We start from the raw sequence: 16,121 nt of genomic DNA on the forward strand, positions 1-16,121 counted from the left end.
CTTAGTTCTGCAGCTTCTTTAAAATCTCCGGATACTCCTTATCCAGCTTGTAGAAGTAGAGGATGATCAGCTGGATGGCGGTAATGATGACTGGTACATAGACAAATAGGAATAGGATGGTGGCCGTTGCAGAGTCGGATTGCTCAGTGACCCCGCCGACATAACCTCCAAAAGAGAGTGCCCAACCCATAATGGCAGCGCCGAGGCCCATGCCTACTTTGGTCCCGAAGCTTCCAGCACTGTAGACAAGGCCTTCTGTACGGACGCCGGATTTGTATTCACCGTATTCAATCGTGTCAGCAAGCATGGCCCAGATGGAACCGATAAGTGGAACACCACCGATACCCCTGATAATCGATCCGATCAGAACGAGGGTGAAGCTGCTTGGATCGATTAATATGATGACTGTCCCAACTAGTCCGAGAACAAGTCCGGCGATAATAGAGTTTCTTTTGCCGAATTTCTTAATCAACGGTGAGATGAACAATAATCCGAACAGCATTGGGAACAATCCTGCAAACCCGAGTGGGCCGACAAGGTTTGGATTATTCAGGATATACTGAGCATAATAGATGCCCAATCCGCCTGCGATTCCGGCCCCAGTAAAGGTGATAAGCATGAATGCTACCATCAAAGCCCAATATTTGTTTCGGAAAAGGGCTTTCAATCCGACTTTTAAAGGAACAGTTTGTGTTTTATCCTGCTGGGCTGGTTTCACTCTTTCTTTCGTTGTTAAGAAGGTAATAAGAAATAAAATAGCTGATAGAGCACTGAAGATGGAGAATGTGATAATCCAGCCCTGTTTTCCGCCACCAAAAGCATTGACGAGTGGAAGCGTGAAAAAGATGATGGTGATTGCTGCTGAAAGCGCCATAAACATACGGTAGATATTCAAGGAGGAGCGCTGATGCTGATCCTGTGTAATAAGGGAATTGAGGACTCCATAAGGAATATTGATGGCCGTATAAATGATATGAATCAGGTTGTAGGTGATGGCGATATACACGAGCATTCCGAAAGGACCAAGGTCTGGTACTGTAAACAAAAGGATTCCAGAAATGGTATAGGGAATGGCCATCCATAAGAGCCAAGGTCGTGCCTTACCGTGCTTGGATTTCGTTTTGTCGACAATGGCACCCATCCCGATATCGGTGACACCATCCAATAGTCTGGATAAGAGAATAATGGTACCGATTGCGGCTGCGGAGGCTCCGGCAATGTCCGTATAAAAAAATAGTAGAAATGAAGAAATGGCGGTGAAAATAAGATTGCTGGAAAAGTCCCCTAATCCGTAGCCGAATTTCTCAGTGAAACTAATTTTCGTTGCGGCAGTATCCCCTGTAGCGGAAGTATAAGGTACATCGGTTTTTCGAATTGCACTCATTTTGAAATATTCCTCCCCTGATCCATAATGGTTAAAGCGTTCTCATTTTATCCAAGAAAGATGGAAGGAATGGGCAACGTCTTCCCGCCGTAACCCATTCATCCATTTTAATTGTTTACGAGTTCTGTATTGTTCAACTTTTGAAGAATCTCCTGAAGCATTTCTTCTGTAAAATGCTCATTGAAATTCACGAGCGCGCGGAGTGGCATGTATTTCATCATCGCAATCATCATTTCCGATTGGCCATCCTGCATCGCCTCCATTAACCCGCTGTTCTTATTCATTTCTTGTAGGGCTGCCTGGATAACCGGTCCGTGAACAGGGTCGCCTATGATGTCCCCAACGATTGTGTTTCTCGTTACCATTTTTGTTAATTTAGGAGATGTGGAGTGAACCATCACTTTTTCGGAAAGTACGATCTCCTCAGATGATTTGCCGGCGAGGATCTCAAATTCCCCACTTTCAACATGCCAGTCCTTTCGAGCCACATCATAGTAGGCGAAGGAGCGCTTGTCTAGTGTGACCACAACCGTTTTTTCTTCTCCTGGCTGCAGTTCAACCTTTTCAAAGCCTTTCAATTCCTTTTCAGCTCTGACAGCAGTGCTTTCCAGGTCCTTTACATAGACCTGAACGATTTCTTTTCCTGCACGACTTCCGGTGTTTTTCACGGTGATATGGACATTCACGGTCTCTGTGTCTGCAAAATCTTTCTTATCGACAATAATATCCGTATAGTCAAAGGTGGTATAGCTCAACCCGTAGCCGAATGGGAAGAGTGGCTGGATGTTCTTCGTGTCGTAATAGCGGTACCCGACGAAAATGCCTTCCTTGTACTCGACTTGATCTCCCTCACCAGGGAAGTTCAGGTAGGAAGGGTTGTGACCTAATTGTTCCGGGAATGTTTCAGCAAGCTTTCCGCTCGGGTTCACTTCTCCGAAAAGCAAGTCCGCTACTGCACCACCGAATGCTTGGCCACCCAAATATCCTTCCAACACCGCTTTTACCTTGCTGATCCATGGCATTTCAATCGGTGATCCGTTGCTGAGGACGACAATCACGTTTTCCTGAACAGATGCGATCGCCTCTATCAATGTCTGATGGTTGGCAGGGATGTTCAAATGGGTGCGGTCATAGCCCTCCGATTCATAGCGTTCCGGCAAACCAACAAATAATATGGCGACATCGGCTTTCTGTGCAGCCACTTTGGATTCGCCGATCAATACCTGGTCGATATCATCAGAATCCAGTTGATATCCTTGCGAATAGCTCAGACTTGCTTTACTGCCGACAAGCTTCTCCAATTCTTCATAAACACTATCCAGCTTTGTCGGGTTCACGTGGGAGCTTCCGCCGCCCTGGTAACGTGAGTTTTTCGCAAACTCCCCGATTATCGCGATTTTCCCTTCTTTTTTCAGAGGCAAAATTTGTTCGTCGTTTTTCAACAGGACCATGCTTTCAGCCGCAACTTTTCTAGCTAGCTGATGGTGGGCTTCCTGGTCATACGTTGCATTCTCTTTCTTGTGGTCCACTGCCATGAAAATGATTTTCAACAGTCGTTCCACTGCTCGGTCCAACGCTTCCAATGGGAGAGTTCCATTCTCGACCGCAGCGATAATCTTTCTGTCGCCTTCCCCGTTGCTTGAAGGCATCTCCAGCTCAAGTCCTGCAGCCAATCCGTCGGCACGCTCGTTGACAGCGCCCCAGTCGGATACAACAAATCCGGTATGGCCCCATTCCTCTTTTAGAATGTCTGTCAGCAGGTATTTATTTTCCGCAGCAAAGTCTCCGTTCACCTGATTGTAGGAGCACATCACTGTCCAAGGCTGGGATTTTTTGACCGCCCCCTCGAAGCTTGCCAGATAGATTTCGCGTAACGTCCTTTCATCAACGACCACATTAGTGGACATGCGGCGGTGCTCCTGGTTGTTTGCTGCGAAGTGCTTTAGGGAAGTGCCGACCCCTTGGCTTTGCACCCCTTCAATATGGTTTGCAGCAAGCTCAGAGGATAGATAAGGATCCTCGGAAAAGTACTCGAAGTTACGGCCGCAGAGTGGGGAACGTTTAATGTTTGCTCCCGGTCCGAGCAGAACCGCCACATCCTCGGCCTGGCATTCTTCTCCAAGCGCGACGCCGACCTGTTTTACAAGCTCTCGGTTCCACGATGTTGCCAAGCCTGCCGCAGACGGAAAGCAAGTGGCTGGGACACTGTCAAAGATTCCAAGATTGTCTGATCCCTCGCGCTGCTTTCTCAATCCATGAGGGCCATCCGTCACCATGATGGATGGGATGCCTAGTCTTTCTACAGGCTGGGTGTGCCAGAAGTTCAAGCCCGAGCATAGTCCCGCCTTTTCTTCCAACGTTAACTCTTGCAGTAAATAGGAAATATCTCTCGTCATTGTCTTTCCTCCTAGAAGTTATATTTATTGATTATTTCGAATTTTAACCGTTTTCATTATTTATTTTTGGTATAATCTTAATAAAAATGGTATGAAAATAATGCAGATGATTCTTTTTTTAAAGCGTTTTCAAAGAGTGGAGAGGATTTTGATGGAAGTATTGATGATCAGGGATACGGACGATGTCGAGTTTATCTGCAAGATACTCTACGAAACTGTTCAAATACCAGTCTTTTATATAAGCAAAGAGGGAGAGGTGCTGAAAAAATTTCCGGTGGATTTTGCCCTTAACCCCATCTATGCGGAAAATAAGGAAATCTATCAGCTGTTGCATTTACTTGAAGACGCTCCGGATGTACCTGTATTAAAATCAACCCGCTTTCTCGAACAGGTCATCACGATCAAGGTGGGGAGCGTAAGTCAATATTCCGGGCATCTTGTTATCGGACCATCCATTTATTCTGATCTCTCTGAAGAGGTATTTACTGGGCTTTATAATGATTTGGCATTTGATATTCCGCATAAAGAGCTGAGAGCCTATTACCAGACAGTCCCCCGAATCAGTAAGGTGCAGCTGCTGCATGTAGCGATTCTTGCCTATTTTCTTGTCTATCATAAAAAGATAGATATAACGGAAGTGCTTCAGCAACTAGAAGTGGTGAAAATGGAAAATTTGATGCAGGAGCCTGTGGAACTGCATGTTTCCAAAAGCAGACAGGAGATCGCCTTCCATGCAAGTGTGATGTTTGAGAAAAAACTGTTTCAGGCAGTTCAGGACGGCAGGAAAGAAGACATTTTAAGACAGCTAAACAGCCCAGTCATGGGAAAGCTTGGTCTTTTATCAAAATCAAGTCAATTACGCAGCGAGAAGAACTTATTCATTTCCGCAATTACACTTGCGACCCGTTCTGCTATGGAAGGAGGGCTGCAGCCGGAGCTGGCCTATACGATGAGTGATATGTATATCCAATCCGCTGAGGACCTGAAGAATGTAAGTGAAGTCCAAGCGCTCTTGAACAGTGCACTATGCACCTTTGCCGACCGGGTTCATGAGAGCAATCTCAACAAATACTCCAAGCCGATCATGGCATGCCAGACCTACATCTATAAGCACCTTTATGAGGAGATTACCCTTTCCATGCTGGCAGAAGTTGCGGGCATGCATCCAAACTATCTTTCCTCCCTTTTCCGTAAAGAAGTCGGAATGTCATTGAGTGAATACATGCAAAAAGAAAAAGTGGAGGAAGCAATCAAGCTACTCACCTTATCGAGCTATTCCCTGACGGAGATCTACACCTGGCTCAATTTTCATGATCAAAGTCATTTTACGAAGATATTCAAGAAGTTCACCGGCCATACCCCCAAGAGATACCGGACTTTATATCAAGTGGTTAAGTGAATTCTGGAAAAATGCTATAATAGTCCACAACATAAAAATAAAGGAGTGGTCTTGTGATACAACTGGAAAATTTTCATCACGTCAGTCTAAGCGTTACGGATATTGAGAGATCCAAGCACTTTTACGGAACTGTCCTCGGCTTTCCAGAGATAGAGCGTCCTGATTTCGACTTTCCGGGAGCGTGGTATCAGGTGGGCACTACGCAGCTACATCTGATTCAGAATAGCGAGGCGGAAACATTGAGGACAAGCGATAAGCTCGACAGCCGGGATGGACATTTTGCCATTCGGGTGAAAAGTTATGATGATACGTTGAAGTATCTGCAGGAGAAGGGGCTGGAGGTCAAGGCGAAGCCGGAGAGCAAAAGCGGCTTCAAACAGATCTTTTGCATGGACCCGGACCGGAATCTGATTGAGTTTAATGAGGAGCAGTGAATATACGAAGCATGAAGAAATTTTTTGTAGGGGTATGTTTGTTGTTGCTTGTGAGCGGATTGGCGGCTTGTGGGGAAACAAAAACCAGTGAGACGAAGGATAAGGAAACAGGAGCTGCTGTCGTAGAGGATAAAGGAGGGGAAGAGGCTTTTCCGTCTACAGAAAAAGAGGATGAAGAGAGCGTTACGGAAGCTGCCGGCTCAGAAGAGGACGAAGAAGAACCTACCGAATCACAAGAGGAACCAGCAGGCGATTCAGAATCCGAAACAACAGAAGGCAGCGTAAACATCGCTTCCAGCGCCGATGCCATCGAATATCTTAAGCATGTATTGGAGCTTGAAGAAAATGAGGACATCCTATTCGACGATATGGGAGGCACGCTGGAAACGGACGATTCCGGATCCTTCTACACGATTAAACTTGTCTCAAAAGAAATGCAGAAGAATGGCGGTTCAGGAACGGTTGGCGTCTATATGGTCTATGAAGATGGGACGTATATGGAGAAAATCTGATGTTCCTTGGTGAGCTTCCTGGCATAACGGAGTTTCTTCTTTTTTAGAGGGATTGTGGCAAAAATCATCGAATATATGTAGGTATTCGGATTACATATTCGGGCTTCGCTCTATTTCGATAGGGCAAAGCTTATTTTTTATTTCAAATACAAGGAGCAATGGAGAATGATAAATCCTATTTTAAAAGATTTTCCTTCTGAATTTACCACAGATAGATTAATGATCAGAATGCCAATGCCTGGGGACGGGCCGGCTGTGTATGACGGGGTTGCGGCATCATTGGAGGAACTGAAGCCCTGGCTGCCGTTTGCAAACTACGAGCAGACGCTTGAGGGAGTCGAGGCCAATCTCCGAGAGAGCCATGCGAAATTCCTGAAAAGAGAGGATCTTAGATTACTAGTATTCTTGAAAGAGACAGGGGAATTCATTGCATCGTCCGGCCTGCATCGGATCAATTGGGACGTCCCTAAATTCGAGATCGGCTATTGGATTGATACGAGACAGAGTGGAAAAGGCTATATCACCGAAGCGGTCGAAGGAATTACACGCTTCGCCTTCGAGGAGCTGGCGGCAAACAGGGTGGAAATCCGTTGCGATCCGAACAATGTGAAGAGTCGTGCGGTAGCAGAGCGATTGAACTATACATTGGAAGGCATCCTGCAAAATGATGACCGTGGTGTAGATGGCAGCCTACGGGATACCTGCATCTTTGCAAAGGTGAAAAAGTGAGGAAGCATGCGCTGGTGATTGGCGGGACGGGAATGCTTTCAGAGGTGTCACTTTGGCTTGCAATAGAGGGATATCATGTCTCGGTCGTTGGTCGAGATGCAGGACGTATGCAGAGGCTAACTGCCAGGAGCGAGCACATCAGTCCAGTCTTGGTAGATTACAAGATTGAGATTCAGTTTGCTGCTGGACTTGAACGGGCAGTTGAGGAAAGCGGGCCAGTTGAGTTGGTGGTGGCCTGGATTCATTCGGATGCTCCGCAGGCTCTGGGACAGGTGATTTCAACTGTTGGAAATCAAAGTGGGGAATGGTCGCTGTTCCATGTGCTTGGAAGCAGGGCGAACTTGCGAGAAGTGAAAGGAAGTGTAAGTATTCCTGCTGGTTGCAGCTATCATCAGATTCAGCTCGGGTTTGTGCTGCAGGGTGGAGGCTCACGTTGGCTGAGGAATGATGAGATTGCAATAGGTGTAATTGAGGCGGTAGCTGGTAGGCGCGAGGTAAGTTTGGTTGGTGTATTGGATCCTTGGGAGCGGCGGCCGTGATTTGAGGTGAGCGTATAATCGCTTGCCTTTTTTTCTGATACCTTTCTCTTCCTCAAGCGTCTATATTGTAGAAAGGGGGCAGCCATGGGAGAAATTGTGAACCATTTTGAATTGATTTATGAGCAGCTGAGCGATAAGGTATATAGCTATATTTACTTACTGGTGGGCAATTCCACCGTTGCAGAGGATCTGACACAGGACACGTTTGTAAAAGTGTATAACAAGCTTCACACATTTAATGGGGATTCCTCGGTCTCGACTTGGGTTTTTTCGATTGCCCGCAACAAGACAATTGATTATATCCGGAGGAAACAGCGACTCGCTTTCTTTTCAATCGGAAAGAAAACATTCACCGACCCCACCCCGACACCAGGGGAGATAATCGTAAAAGGGGAAGAGGTCGAGCGCCTTTATGCTGCAATCAATCAGCTGAAGCTGGAATATAAGGAAGTAATCATCCTAAGAAAAATTAAAGAGTTATCGATCAAGGAAACGGCAGTAGTCCTTGGCTGGAAAGAGGAAAAGGTGAAGCTCACGACAAGCCGGGCCTATGCGGCGCTGAAAAAGCTGATAAAGGAGGAGACCTATGATGAATCATTCGGAGCTAAATGAATACGAGAAGGAGTTTAAATCATTGGATATGATTCCTAGATCAGATGAATCGAAGAGGCAAACATATATGAATATCGTCGCAAAACGACCAGCGGAAAAGAAATGGATGGGCCTCATAGTAGCACCTGTTGTTGCAGTGGCAATATTATTAATCTTCCTTTTTGGCAGTGATATTATGATGTTGGAAAAAGAAAGCGGAAGCAGTGTAATGCTATTTCAAGATGTGATGGATTTCAAATACGAAGAAATTACAAGGATATACGTAGCACCCGCCGTCAGCCTAGATTCTTTTAAAGACGGTATGTTAAACGGGGTACCGATAAAGGGTGCGAGAGATTACGGGAATAACCCTGCATGGAACAAAGAGCTGCATTTCTATTTTTCCAGGGCCGTAATTTTGGAGGAACCAATCAAGGAAATTCCCCATCTCGATTTGGTCTTGGAAGTAGAAGGACAGAATCCACTTAAATTAAAGCTCTGGCTGTATGAGGATGGCAGTGGCTATATCAGCAAGTACACGTCAGAGGAGTTTTATGAATTGAAAAAGGAAGACGCCATGATGCTATATTTGGTGTTTGAGGATTTTATTAGGTAGGAGTCAAAACATATATCAGTTGAATGAGTGTGAATGGAGAAAAAAGATGAAAAAAGTATATGTTGCTTTGGTGCTTACTTTGCTGGTAGGCTGCCAATCCCCCTTCGGAGAAACAATGGTCCTCATGGATGAGCCACTGGAGGCAGTAAATATTTCAGAATCAAAAGGCCGAGGAGATATGAACCTGGACCTCCTCCATTCCTTCAGCGACAAGGATACGCTTGAATTCTGGGAAAGAGCGATAACAACAGCACGGTTGCAGAGCGGGGATGGCAAACTGTCCAACCCGGACTATGATGTAATGGTGGAATACAAGTCAGATAGTGATGGCGGTTTTCCGGCTAATGGCCTCCATTTGTGGCTTGGTGAAGAGGGGGAGAAGAGTTATTTCATGTACATAGAGGGAGACGGGGTGTATGAGACGTCTGCCAAGGTGACGGAGGAATTGCAGGATTATGTTTTGGGAGGGGAGTAGTCAGGCTTTGCGTTGTGAAGGGCTATAATGAGTAAAATCAGCTCTCTGACAGGTTGGAAAGCTCATCCTCGACGATGAGCAAAATCATCCCCCGCGAAGTCAATAGCTCATCATTGAGGTAATGACGTGCAACACCATTTCAACACCTCGTCCAAAAATTCATCATCAAGGTGTGACGCCCCGTCATTCCAACCATCCCTATCACTCAATAGCGCCTGCTCGAAATCCTTTAAGACTTTAGAAGGAGAATGGTAATAAAAGTCGAAATTAGAAAGTAGACATTTATTAGGAGGCGATTATGATGAAAAATTGGAAAGTACGAAACGACCATATCATAATAAACATAGATGGAGTGGAAGAGAATGGCGGTAAGCGCAATTATAGTAAAAGGAAACAAAATAGATCTTAAACCGGTAGAAGCTGGGGACATCCCGGTGCTTTGGAACCTCATCTACGGGGAGGAAAAGCCGGAGTTCAAGAAGTGGGATGCGCCGTATTTTCCTTGGAAGCGGGTGGACTTTGAGCCGTTTGAGTCTGGCATGCTCGAAAGAATTGAGAAGGGTCAAGACACACAGTGGCTCATCATGGCCGAAGAGGAGATTATCGGTAGTGTTACTTACTACTGGGAGTACGAGCCGACGAACTGGATGGAGATCGGAATTACGATCTACTCACCGAACCATTGGAACGGCGGATATGGCACGGAGGCGATCAAGCTCTGGACGTCGCATCTGTTCAGGAAATTCCCGCAGATTCCACGACTAGGGTACACAACATGGTCCGGGAACAAGCGGATGATCCAAGTTGGTTTGAAACTTGGCATGCAGGAAGAAGCACGCATCCGGAAGGCGCGCTTCTATAATGGTGAATATTATGATTCGGTGAAGCTTGGCGTGCTTCGAGAGGAATGGGAAGAGATATACGGGAAGTAAAAGGGGGAATGCACACATCTGAAAGGGTGTGTGCATTTTTTTCGGGTAGTGTTTGTTACGAGGAGGAATTCAAAAAGAGTAAGTCTACGTACACGGTTCTATTTCTTCTTCGGACAGAATATTGATCAGCTGGTCGAGATCGGTGGTTTCTACATAGACATTCGTTTTTTCCCCTATATAGATGGCTTTCACTTCGACCTTGCACCAAAGTGAGGAAAAGATGTCTTGGATCTGTCCGGCTTTTCCAGCCCGGAGGCGAATGATTTGGATGACTTGTTTTTCTTGGATTTTTAACCGGAGCGGCATGAGTATTCGGCGAATGCCCTGAAGGTCGGATGGGTTCTCCGCCTCACTGCTGCCAACCACCAACCGAATAAGATTCTGGCTGCTGTTTTTGATTTGGGCATAGGCATTTATGTTAATTTTCTGCTCCGCAATCGCCTTTAAAATGCTGTCCAATGTTGCGTCGTCGACAGTAAATGAAAATTGTGTTCGAAGCAGATACTCAAAGGAATCATTGTTCGTGGGCATGACAAATACAACTCCCCTTTTCTGGTGTTGCTCTAATGTATGCACAGAGAGGGCAGCACGTTTCTTGGAGGCGACCCGGCGTTCATCAGTATTGTACTTTTAGGGATGGGCAGCGTGTTTTTATATATAGCGCGAAAGAATATATGACATTTGGAGGGATATCATGGTCCGGTTATATCGAGTGATTCTACCTGTTACAAATATCGAAAAAGCAACCGAGTTCTATTCGTTTATCTTTAACATGCCAGGAAAAAGGGTATCACCAGGCAGACACTATTTTGACTGTGAAGGAACTGTCTTAGCCTGTTTTGATCCCAAAGCAGATGGCGATGTATTTTCGTTACGTGCAAACCCTGACCACGTGTATTTTTCAGTTCCTGATCTTGAGGTGATATATGAACGTGTAAAAGGGACGGAGTGTCCAGTTGATGAGAGGATCGAGACTCAACCTTGGGGAGAACGCTGCTTCTATGCTAAAGACCCTTTTGGCAATCGCATTTGTTTTGTCGATGAAGATACTGTTTTCTTAGGATAGAAATACGGAATATAAGAGTAATCCAAAAAACCGACCTCCTTATGAAGGCCGGTTTTTCCTATTGAAAATCTAACTAACCTTTCGAAATCTCCACAATATCCTCTTCCTTCAACGCCACTTCCCCATGCTTGTTCAGCTTCACCTTTTCATTGTCATGCAGGTTCGTGAAAATGATCGGCGTGATGATGGATGGCGCATTCTGCTTTAAGAAATCAATGTCAAATCGAAGCAGCTCCTGGCCTTTCATGACCTTATCACCCTGCTTTACAGGCGCTTCAAAGCCCTGCCCCTTCAGGTTGACCGTATCGATTCCCACGTGGATCAAAATTTCGCGGCCGCCATCCGATTGGATACCGATCGCATGCTTGGTCGGGAACAGGTTGACGATTTCGCCGTCGACTGGAGATACAACGACACCTTCTGTAGGCAAAATTGCAAAGCCGTCGCCCATCATTTTTCCGGAGAATACCTGATCTGGAACGTCATCGAGCGGCTTGATTTCCCCTTTGATCGGGCTGATGAAGCCTTCTGATTCGGAGTGCGTCTGCAGGGCATCCGGATTGACCTCTTCGATTTGCTGTTCGACTTCTTTTGTTGGTTCTGTCTTCGCTGGACGAGGCGTTTTGCCGTCCATGACATCCTTGATTTGTGATTTCAGCGTATCTGATTTCGGTCCGAAAATAGCCTGGATGTTGTTTCCGACTTCAAGCACGCCGGAAGCGCCAAGCTTTTTCAAACGGTTTTTATCGACCATGCTGACTTCATTGACCTGGACGCGAAGCCTTGTGATACAAGCATCAAGATGGGAGATGTTCTCTTTTCCACCCATCGCCTCCAGTACATCAAATGGCAGATCACCGGCAGTGGAGGTGCTTGTCCCATCCTCCTCCTCGTCGACATCCTCACGACCCGGAGTCTGCAGATTGAACTTCGTGATTGCAAAGCGGAAGCCGAAATAGTAGATGACCGAGAAGCAGAGACCGACCGGAATGACGAGCCACCAGGCTGTCCGGTTCGGCACGACCCCGAATAGGAGATAGTCGATGACCCCTCCGGAAAACGTCATCCCGATTTTGACATCCAGGATATGCATCACCATGAAGGATAATCCCGCAAATACGGTATGGATTCCAAACAGGATAGGTGCCACAAACAGGAACGAGAACTCGATCGGCTCGGTGATCCCTGTTAAAAAGGAAGTAAGGGCAGCAGAGGCCATGATCCCTCCGACGACCTTCTTCTTCTCAGGGCGTGCCGTATGATAGATCGCCAGTGCAGCTGCAGGCAAACCGAACATCATGAACGGGAATTTACCAGTCATGAATGTTCCGGCTGTCGGCTTAATGCCGTCCCGCAGCTGGGCAAAGAAAATCGCCTGGTCTCCCCGGACAACCTGGCCGGCTTCATTCGTATAGGAGCCGAACTCAAACCAGAACGGTGAGTAGAAAATATGATGCAGCCCAAACGGAATCAAGGCACGCTCGATGACCCCGAAAATAAAGGCGGACAAGGTCAGGTTCGTGTTGATCATGCTTTCCGACAGGGTGTTCAAGCCGCCCTGGATCGGTGGCCAGATGAATGTCATTAAAATACCAAGCACAACGGCAGAGGCTGCGGTAGCAATCGGAACAAAACGCTTCCCTGCAAAAAATCCGAGATAGGACGGAAGTTCGATATTGTAGTACTTGTTGTACATAAAGGCCCCGAGTATCCCGACGATAACCCCGCCGAACACTCCGGTCTGAAGCGTATTGATCCCGAGCACATTGGCGTATGCGGGGTTCTCAAGCATCCCTTCATCCACGCCGAGCACGACACCCATCGTCGCGTTCATGATGAGGTAGCCGATGATCGCAGCAAGCGCGGCCACCCCTTCTCCGCCAGCAAGTCCAACCGCGACCCCGACGGCAAAGAGCACAGGCAGATTACTGAACACAATTCCACCGGCAGCATCCATGACCGCCGCAACCATCTGCACCCAGTCTGCTGCAAGGAACGGCATCAGCTCAATTAGATTTTCTTCTTTCAAGGCATTACCCAATGCAAGCAGGATACCCGCAGCAGGCAATAGCGCCACCGGAAGCATCAACGCTTTCCCGACTTTCTGAAGGACACCGAATATTCGTTTCAAGTTATAAGACCCTCCTAATATGTAATAATGAAATTGGTCTTAATTTCCCCTAAATCCCTCATTTTAAACAAATTGGAAAAATGAAACTTATCGGCACATATACTCGTAGAATATAGTAGAAATGATACGGAATGGAGGGAACAAAATGGATGGATTAGTTTTTGGCGCCGGTTTCGGTTTCATTCTGTTAATCTGGCTTCTCAGCATCATCGCCGTGTTCTGGGTCTATTCCGATGCCAAGGATAAACAGGGCACCAATCTCGGCTGCCTCTGGGCGCTTGTCGTATTCGCCGCCGGCCCGATCGGCTTGATTGCCTATTTGATTGTTAGAAACAAATAGATAAGGGGTGACGCACCATGGAAGCAATCTTCGGTTTACTCTGGTTTGCGATTGGAATCATCGCCCTGTTCTGGGTGTACAGTGACGCTTCACAAAAAAGGGGCTCGAACATCGGCTGTCTCTGGGCGCTTGTCGTCTTCCTGCTCGGTCCGATCGGCTTCATCATCTATTTGATTGTCCGCAATGCCGATTAGGAAAAATTTAAAAAGAAACGAAGCGACCATCTTCTAAAGAGGGTCGTTTTTTTGAAAGAGGTGAAAACAACGTGGATTTTCCTGACATAGCAATTTTTAAACAAACGTTTGATTAAAAAAAAAGCGAGCTGTTGCGGCTCAAGGGATTGAAAAAAATAATAGAAATTAACTTTTAAAAAAGGTTTTTCAGAAAAGGTTTAGCTGACAAATAGTTGGAAAAATGAAACGAACCAACATTCTAACTCGTTATAATAAGTAGAAAGTCAAAAGGGGGTTCATATTTGAAAGTAACAGAATGTTCGAAATACGGTGCGAAGGAATTGGGTGTGGGAAAGGAACGTGGCCGTGGAGGGATGTTCCCGATAAATAAAATGAGTTTAGGCTCTGAAGTCGAGTACATCATATGCACGGAATGTATTATATCATTGAAGGTTATGTAAAAAAGCTGGAAAATTTAAAAAACCCTATATTAATATTGAAAAGTAAAGGTGCTTTTAGCTCGACTATTCAACAAATGAGGGAGACCTCAGCAATACAGTGGGCCGAGGTCCTTTCCCTGCTATTTCTTATAGACCGTCAGTTTAGCTTCTGCGGGTGTTCGCGTTCTCTGTGGGGGAAGTGTTTCAAAATAACCCAAGTGCAGGAACCCGGCAATCTTCTCTCCAGGCTTGACGGCTAATAGATCACGTACCTTTGGATCATAGATATGGGAGTTTGTTTTCCATACCACTCCAAGCTTTTGTTCCCAAGCGAGCAGCTGGAAGTTTTGGATAAGCGAGCTGATCGCACCGAAATTCTCTTCCCATTGCTTTTGTCTCGGGTCTTCCGCCATCACGACGATGAGGAATGCGGCAGGTTGGCTGAAATAGTTCCGCCGGTTCTCCTGCATCTCTGGAGGAAACGTTTTGACGAGATCTTCCACAAAGCCTTCCTTATCGGCTGATGAGACAAAAATAAAGCGCCAAGGCTCCCGCAACCCATGGTTTGGCGCCCAGATGGCATCGTTCAATAACGCAAGTACGGTCTCCTGTGTTACTTCCTTATCGGAGTAACCAGACTTGACCGAACGACGCTCGCGAATGATCTCGGCTAATTTTGATTTTGCATGATTCATCGTAGAATCTCCTTTTCAATTGTATTTATAAATCAAACTGAAATGATGAGTTTGATAATCATTCTCACTAAACTAGTTTAATACAGATTACAGTATAAATCCATGTTTATGAGTAGTAGAAGGAAGTATTCACTTTTTTGAAGCTAGGATGTGGTATGTTCTTTTGAAATAGCATTTTTTAAACGAACGTTTGATTAAAAAATTCAAGAGTCCTTGTGGCCCAAGGGATTCTAAAAAGATAAAGAAATTAACTTTTAAAAAAGGATTTTTAGAAAAGTAACTGAAGTACATAAAAGGATGTGGAAGGTTTGAAAAAATTAGCTTTTATTATGTTGCTAGGGGGAATCTTGCTCGTATTTGGAGCTTGTTCCAAGTCTACAGAAAGTGGGGAGCAGGGAGCCGTAGATAAACAGGACGTTAGTAAAGAACAAGAATCACCAAAAAAAGAAAGTGAGTTAGAAGAGGGAACAGAAACTTTATCAAATGAAACTGAGGACAGTCCCCCTAACTTTGACATGGAAAATTACCTGAATGAGAAATACGAGATGGATAACGTTCATTATGAGGCCGAAAAATGGGACAATGCAGACACCGGACGGACAGACTATACCGTTAAGATCGTTCCTGATACTAAAGAATATAGCGGAGAGATGAATGAAAAGTTCAAGAATGGTCATTTAAAAGTGTATGAAGAAATAGAAGCCTTGAGTGAGATGGCGAAAAAGATCATGGAGGAATTGCCGCAGGTCGAGAAGGATATCCATATCGATTCGGTTAGTTGGGTCTCCTACGATGGGGAGTTCTCTGTATTGCTGATACAGGATTTTGAAAATAGGGACCTAAAAGCAGAAAATCAAGAAGATTTATCCGAATATACCGCTAAGCAGATCGAACATGCCCGCGTCTGGCTGCTGCTTGGGCCCAATCAAGAGCTAGACGAATTGAATGCGCATCTTATTCCGGCAGGCACTCCCATCAATCCGAATGACGACACCAGTGCCCTCTATCCGGAGGACGTCATCCAGCTGGCAGGCGGCCGTCTTGTAGATGGATCGGTCACCTATAGCGGCAATGGAGATGGCACAATTAACGTGTACAAAGTACCATTACGCTGGGAAACCAATGTCCCTGATGATCTGCCTGAAAACTATATGCGGGAATTAACAGAGGAAATCATCGAAACCACAGAGCTCGTGTATGTGGATCCTGGTGACGATGAAAAGATAATTGAGTTAATCAAGTTATTGAATGTTCATTAAGGTGCAAGGG

The 16,121-nt window shown here is 45.8% G+C and carries 19 protein-coding genes; 14 read left to right on the plus strand and 5 right to left on the minus strand.

The window, feature by feature from the left end:
• Window position 1: 1 nt before the first annotated feature.
• Window positions 2-1,384 carry an MFS transporter gene (locus ACQCT5_RS00445; RefSeq protein ID WP_499637690.1) on the minus strand — a complete coding sequence of 461 codons (1,383 nt, stop codon included), beginning with the start codon at window positions 1,382-1,384 and terminating at the stop codon, window positions 2-4.
• A gap of 107 nt (window positions 1,385-1,491) precedes the next feature.
• Window positions 1,492-3,780 carry a beta-glucosidase gene (locus ACQCT5_RS00450; protein WP_499637693.1) on the minus strand — a complete coding sequence of 763 codons (2,289 nt, stop codon included), beginning with the start codon at window positions 3,778-3,780 and terminating at the stop codon, window positions 1,492-1,494.
• A 151-nt stretch (window positions 3,781-3,931) separates the two neighbouring features.
• Between ACQCT5_RS00450 and ACQCT5_RS00455 the strand changes: the two genes are divergently transcribed.
• The 9 genes from ACQCT5_RS00455 to ACQCT5_RS00495 all read left to right on the plus strand — a co-directional run bounded on the left by ACQCT5_RS00455 (window position 3,932) and on the right by ACQCT5_RS00495 (window position 10,007).
• Complete coding sequence (locus ACQCT5_RS00455; RefSeq protein WP_499637696.1) at window positions 3,932-5,179, plus strand: helix-turn-helix domain-containing protein; 1,248 nt, start codon at window positions 3,932-3,934, stop codon at window positions 5,177-5,179.
• Window positions 5,180-5,232: 53 nt separating this feature from the next.
• A complete protein-coding gene (locus ACQCT5_RS00460) occupies window positions 5,233-5,613 on the plus strand; it encodes a VOC family protein (RefSeq protein WP_499637699.1) in 381 nt (126 codons plus the stop codon).
• Between the two features lie 41 nt (window positions 5,614-5,654).
• Complete coding sequence (locus ACQCT5_RS00465) at window positions 5,655-6,125, plus strand: hypothetical protein (protein WP_499637702.1); 471 nt, start codon at window positions 5,655-5,657, stop codon at window positions 6,123-6,125.
• Between the two features lie 168 nt (window positions 6,126-6,293).
• Complete coding sequence (locus ACQCT5_RS00470) at window positions 6,294-6,854, plus strand: GNAT family N-acetyltransferase (RefSeq protein ID WP_499639063.1); 561 nt, start codon at window positions 6,294-6,296, stop codon at window positions 6,852-6,854.
• Window positions 6,851-7,393, plus strand: a complete 543-nt coding sequence (locus ACQCT5_RS00475) for a short-chain dehydrogenase (RefSeq protein WP_499637705.1) — start codon at window positions 6,851-6,853, stop codon at window positions 7,391-7,393. The genes ACQCT5_RS00470 and ACQCT5_RS00475 overlap by 4 nt, the downstream gene beginning before the upstream one ends.
• Window positions 7,394-7,477: 84 nt before the next feature.
• Window positions 7,478-8,005: an RNA polymerase sigma factor gene (locus ACQCT5_RS00480; protein ID WP_499637706.1), complete on the plus strand. Its 528-nt coding sequence runs from the start codon at window positions 7,478-7,480 to the stop codon at window positions 8,003-8,005.
• Window positions 7,980-8,600, plus strand: coding sequence for a hypothetical protein (locus ACQCT5_RS00485; protein ID WP_499637708.1), 621 nt, complete (start codon window positions 7,980-7,982; stop codon window positions 8,598-8,600). The genes ACQCT5_RS00480 and ACQCT5_RS00485 overlap by 26 nt, the downstream gene beginning before the upstream one ends.
• 46 nt (window positions 8,601-8,646) lie before the next feature.
• Window positions 8,647-9,075, plus strand: coding sequence for a YhfM domain-containing protein (locus ACQCT5_RS00490; protein ID WP_499637711.1), 429 nt, complete (start codon window positions 8,647-8,649; stop codon window positions 9,073-9,075).
• Between the two features lie 362 nt (window positions 9,076-9,437).
• The gene (locus ACQCT5_RS00495) at window positions 9,438-10,007 is read left to right on the plus strand and encodes a GNAT family N-acetyltransferase (protein ID WP_499637714.1); all 570 of its coding nucleotides are present in this window, start codon (window positions 9,438-9,440) and stop codon (window positions 10,005-10,007) included.
• Between the two features lie 84 nt (window positions 10,008-10,091).
• On the opposite strand, the gene ACQCT5_RS00500 is transcribed toward ACQCT5_RS00495, so the two are convergent.
• Window positions 10,092-10,538: a hypothetical protein gene (locus ACQCT5_RS00500; protein ID WP_499637717.1), complete on the minus strand. Its 447-nt coding sequence runs from the start codon at window positions 10,536-10,538 to the stop codon at window positions 10,092-10,094.
• Window positions 10,539-10,701: 163 nt separating this feature from the next.
• On the opposite strand from ACQCT5_RS00500, the gene ACQCT5_RS00505 reads away from it, so the two are divergent.
• The gene (locus ACQCT5_RS00505) at window positions 10,702-11,073 is read left to right on the plus strand and encodes a VOC family protein (protein ID WP_499637719.1); all 372 of its coding nucleotides are present in this window, start codon (window positions 10,702-10,704) and stop codon (window positions 11,071-11,073) included.
• Between the two features lie 73 nt (window positions 11,074-11,146).
• Here the strand turns inward: ACQCT5_RS00505 and ptsG are convergent, their stop codons facing one another.
• Window positions 11,147-13,204, minus strand: a complete 2,058-nt coding sequence (ptsG, locus tag ACQCT5_RS00510) for a glucose-specific PTS transporter subunit IIBC (RefSeq protein WP_499637722.1) — start codon at window positions 13,202-13,204, stop codon at window positions 11,147-11,149.
• Window positions 13,205-13,349: 145 nt separating this feature from the next.
• Between ptsG and ACQCT5_RS00515 the strand changes: the two genes are divergently transcribed.
• The 3 genes from ACQCT5_RS00515 to ACQCT5_RS00525 all read left to right on the plus strand — a co-directional run bounded on the left by ACQCT5_RS00515 (window position 13,350) and on the right by ACQCT5_RS00525 (window position 14,178).
• On the plus strand, window positions 13,350-13,544 hold the full coding sequence (locus tag ACQCT5_RS00515; RefSeq protein WP_499637725.1) for a hypothetical protein: 195 nt from the start codon (window positions 13,350-13,352) through the stop codon (window positions 13,542-13,544).
• A 17-nt stretch (window positions 13,545-13,561) separates the two neighbouring features.
• Window positions 13,562-13,738 (plus strand): hypothetical protein, encoded by a 177-nt coding sequence (locus tag ACQCT5_RS00520; RefSeq protein WP_499637727.1) that lies wholly within the window; start codon window positions 13,562-13,564, stop codon window positions 13,736-13,738.
• A 281-nt stretch (window positions 13,739-14,019) separates the two neighbouring features.
• Window positions 14,020-14,178, plus strand: coding sequence for a hypothetical protein (locus tag ACQCT5_RS00525; protein ID WP_499637730.1), 159 nt, complete (start codon window positions 14,020-14,022; stop codon window positions 14,176-14,178).
• 119 nt (window positions 14,179-14,297) lie between these two features.
• Here the strand turns inward: ACQCT5_RS00525 and ACQCT5_RS00530 are convergent, their stop codons facing one another.
• Window positions 14,298-14,852: a nitroreductase family protein gene (locus ACQCT5_RS00530; protein ID WP_499637733.1), complete on the minus strand. Its 555-nt coding sequence runs from the start codon at window positions 14,850-14,852 to the stop codon at window positions 14,298-14,300.
• Between the two features lie 308 nt (window positions 14,853-15,160).
• Between ACQCT5_RS00530 and ACQCT5_RS00535 the strand changes: the two genes are divergently transcribed.
• Window positions 15,161-16,111, plus strand: a complete 951-nt coding sequence (locus tag ACQCT5_RS00535; RefSeq protein ID WP_499637736.1) for a YdeJ family lipoprotein — start codon at window positions 15,161-15,163, stop codon at window positions 16,109-16,111.
• The last annotated feature ends 10 nt before the right edge of the window (window positions 16,112-16,121 follow it).

Origin of the sequence: Sutcliffiella halmapala (assembly GCF_050107295.1) — a bacterium.
Classification (GTDB): Bacteria; Bacillota; Bacilli; order Bacillales; family Bacillaceae_I; genus Sutcliffiella_A; species Sutcliffiella_A halmapala_A.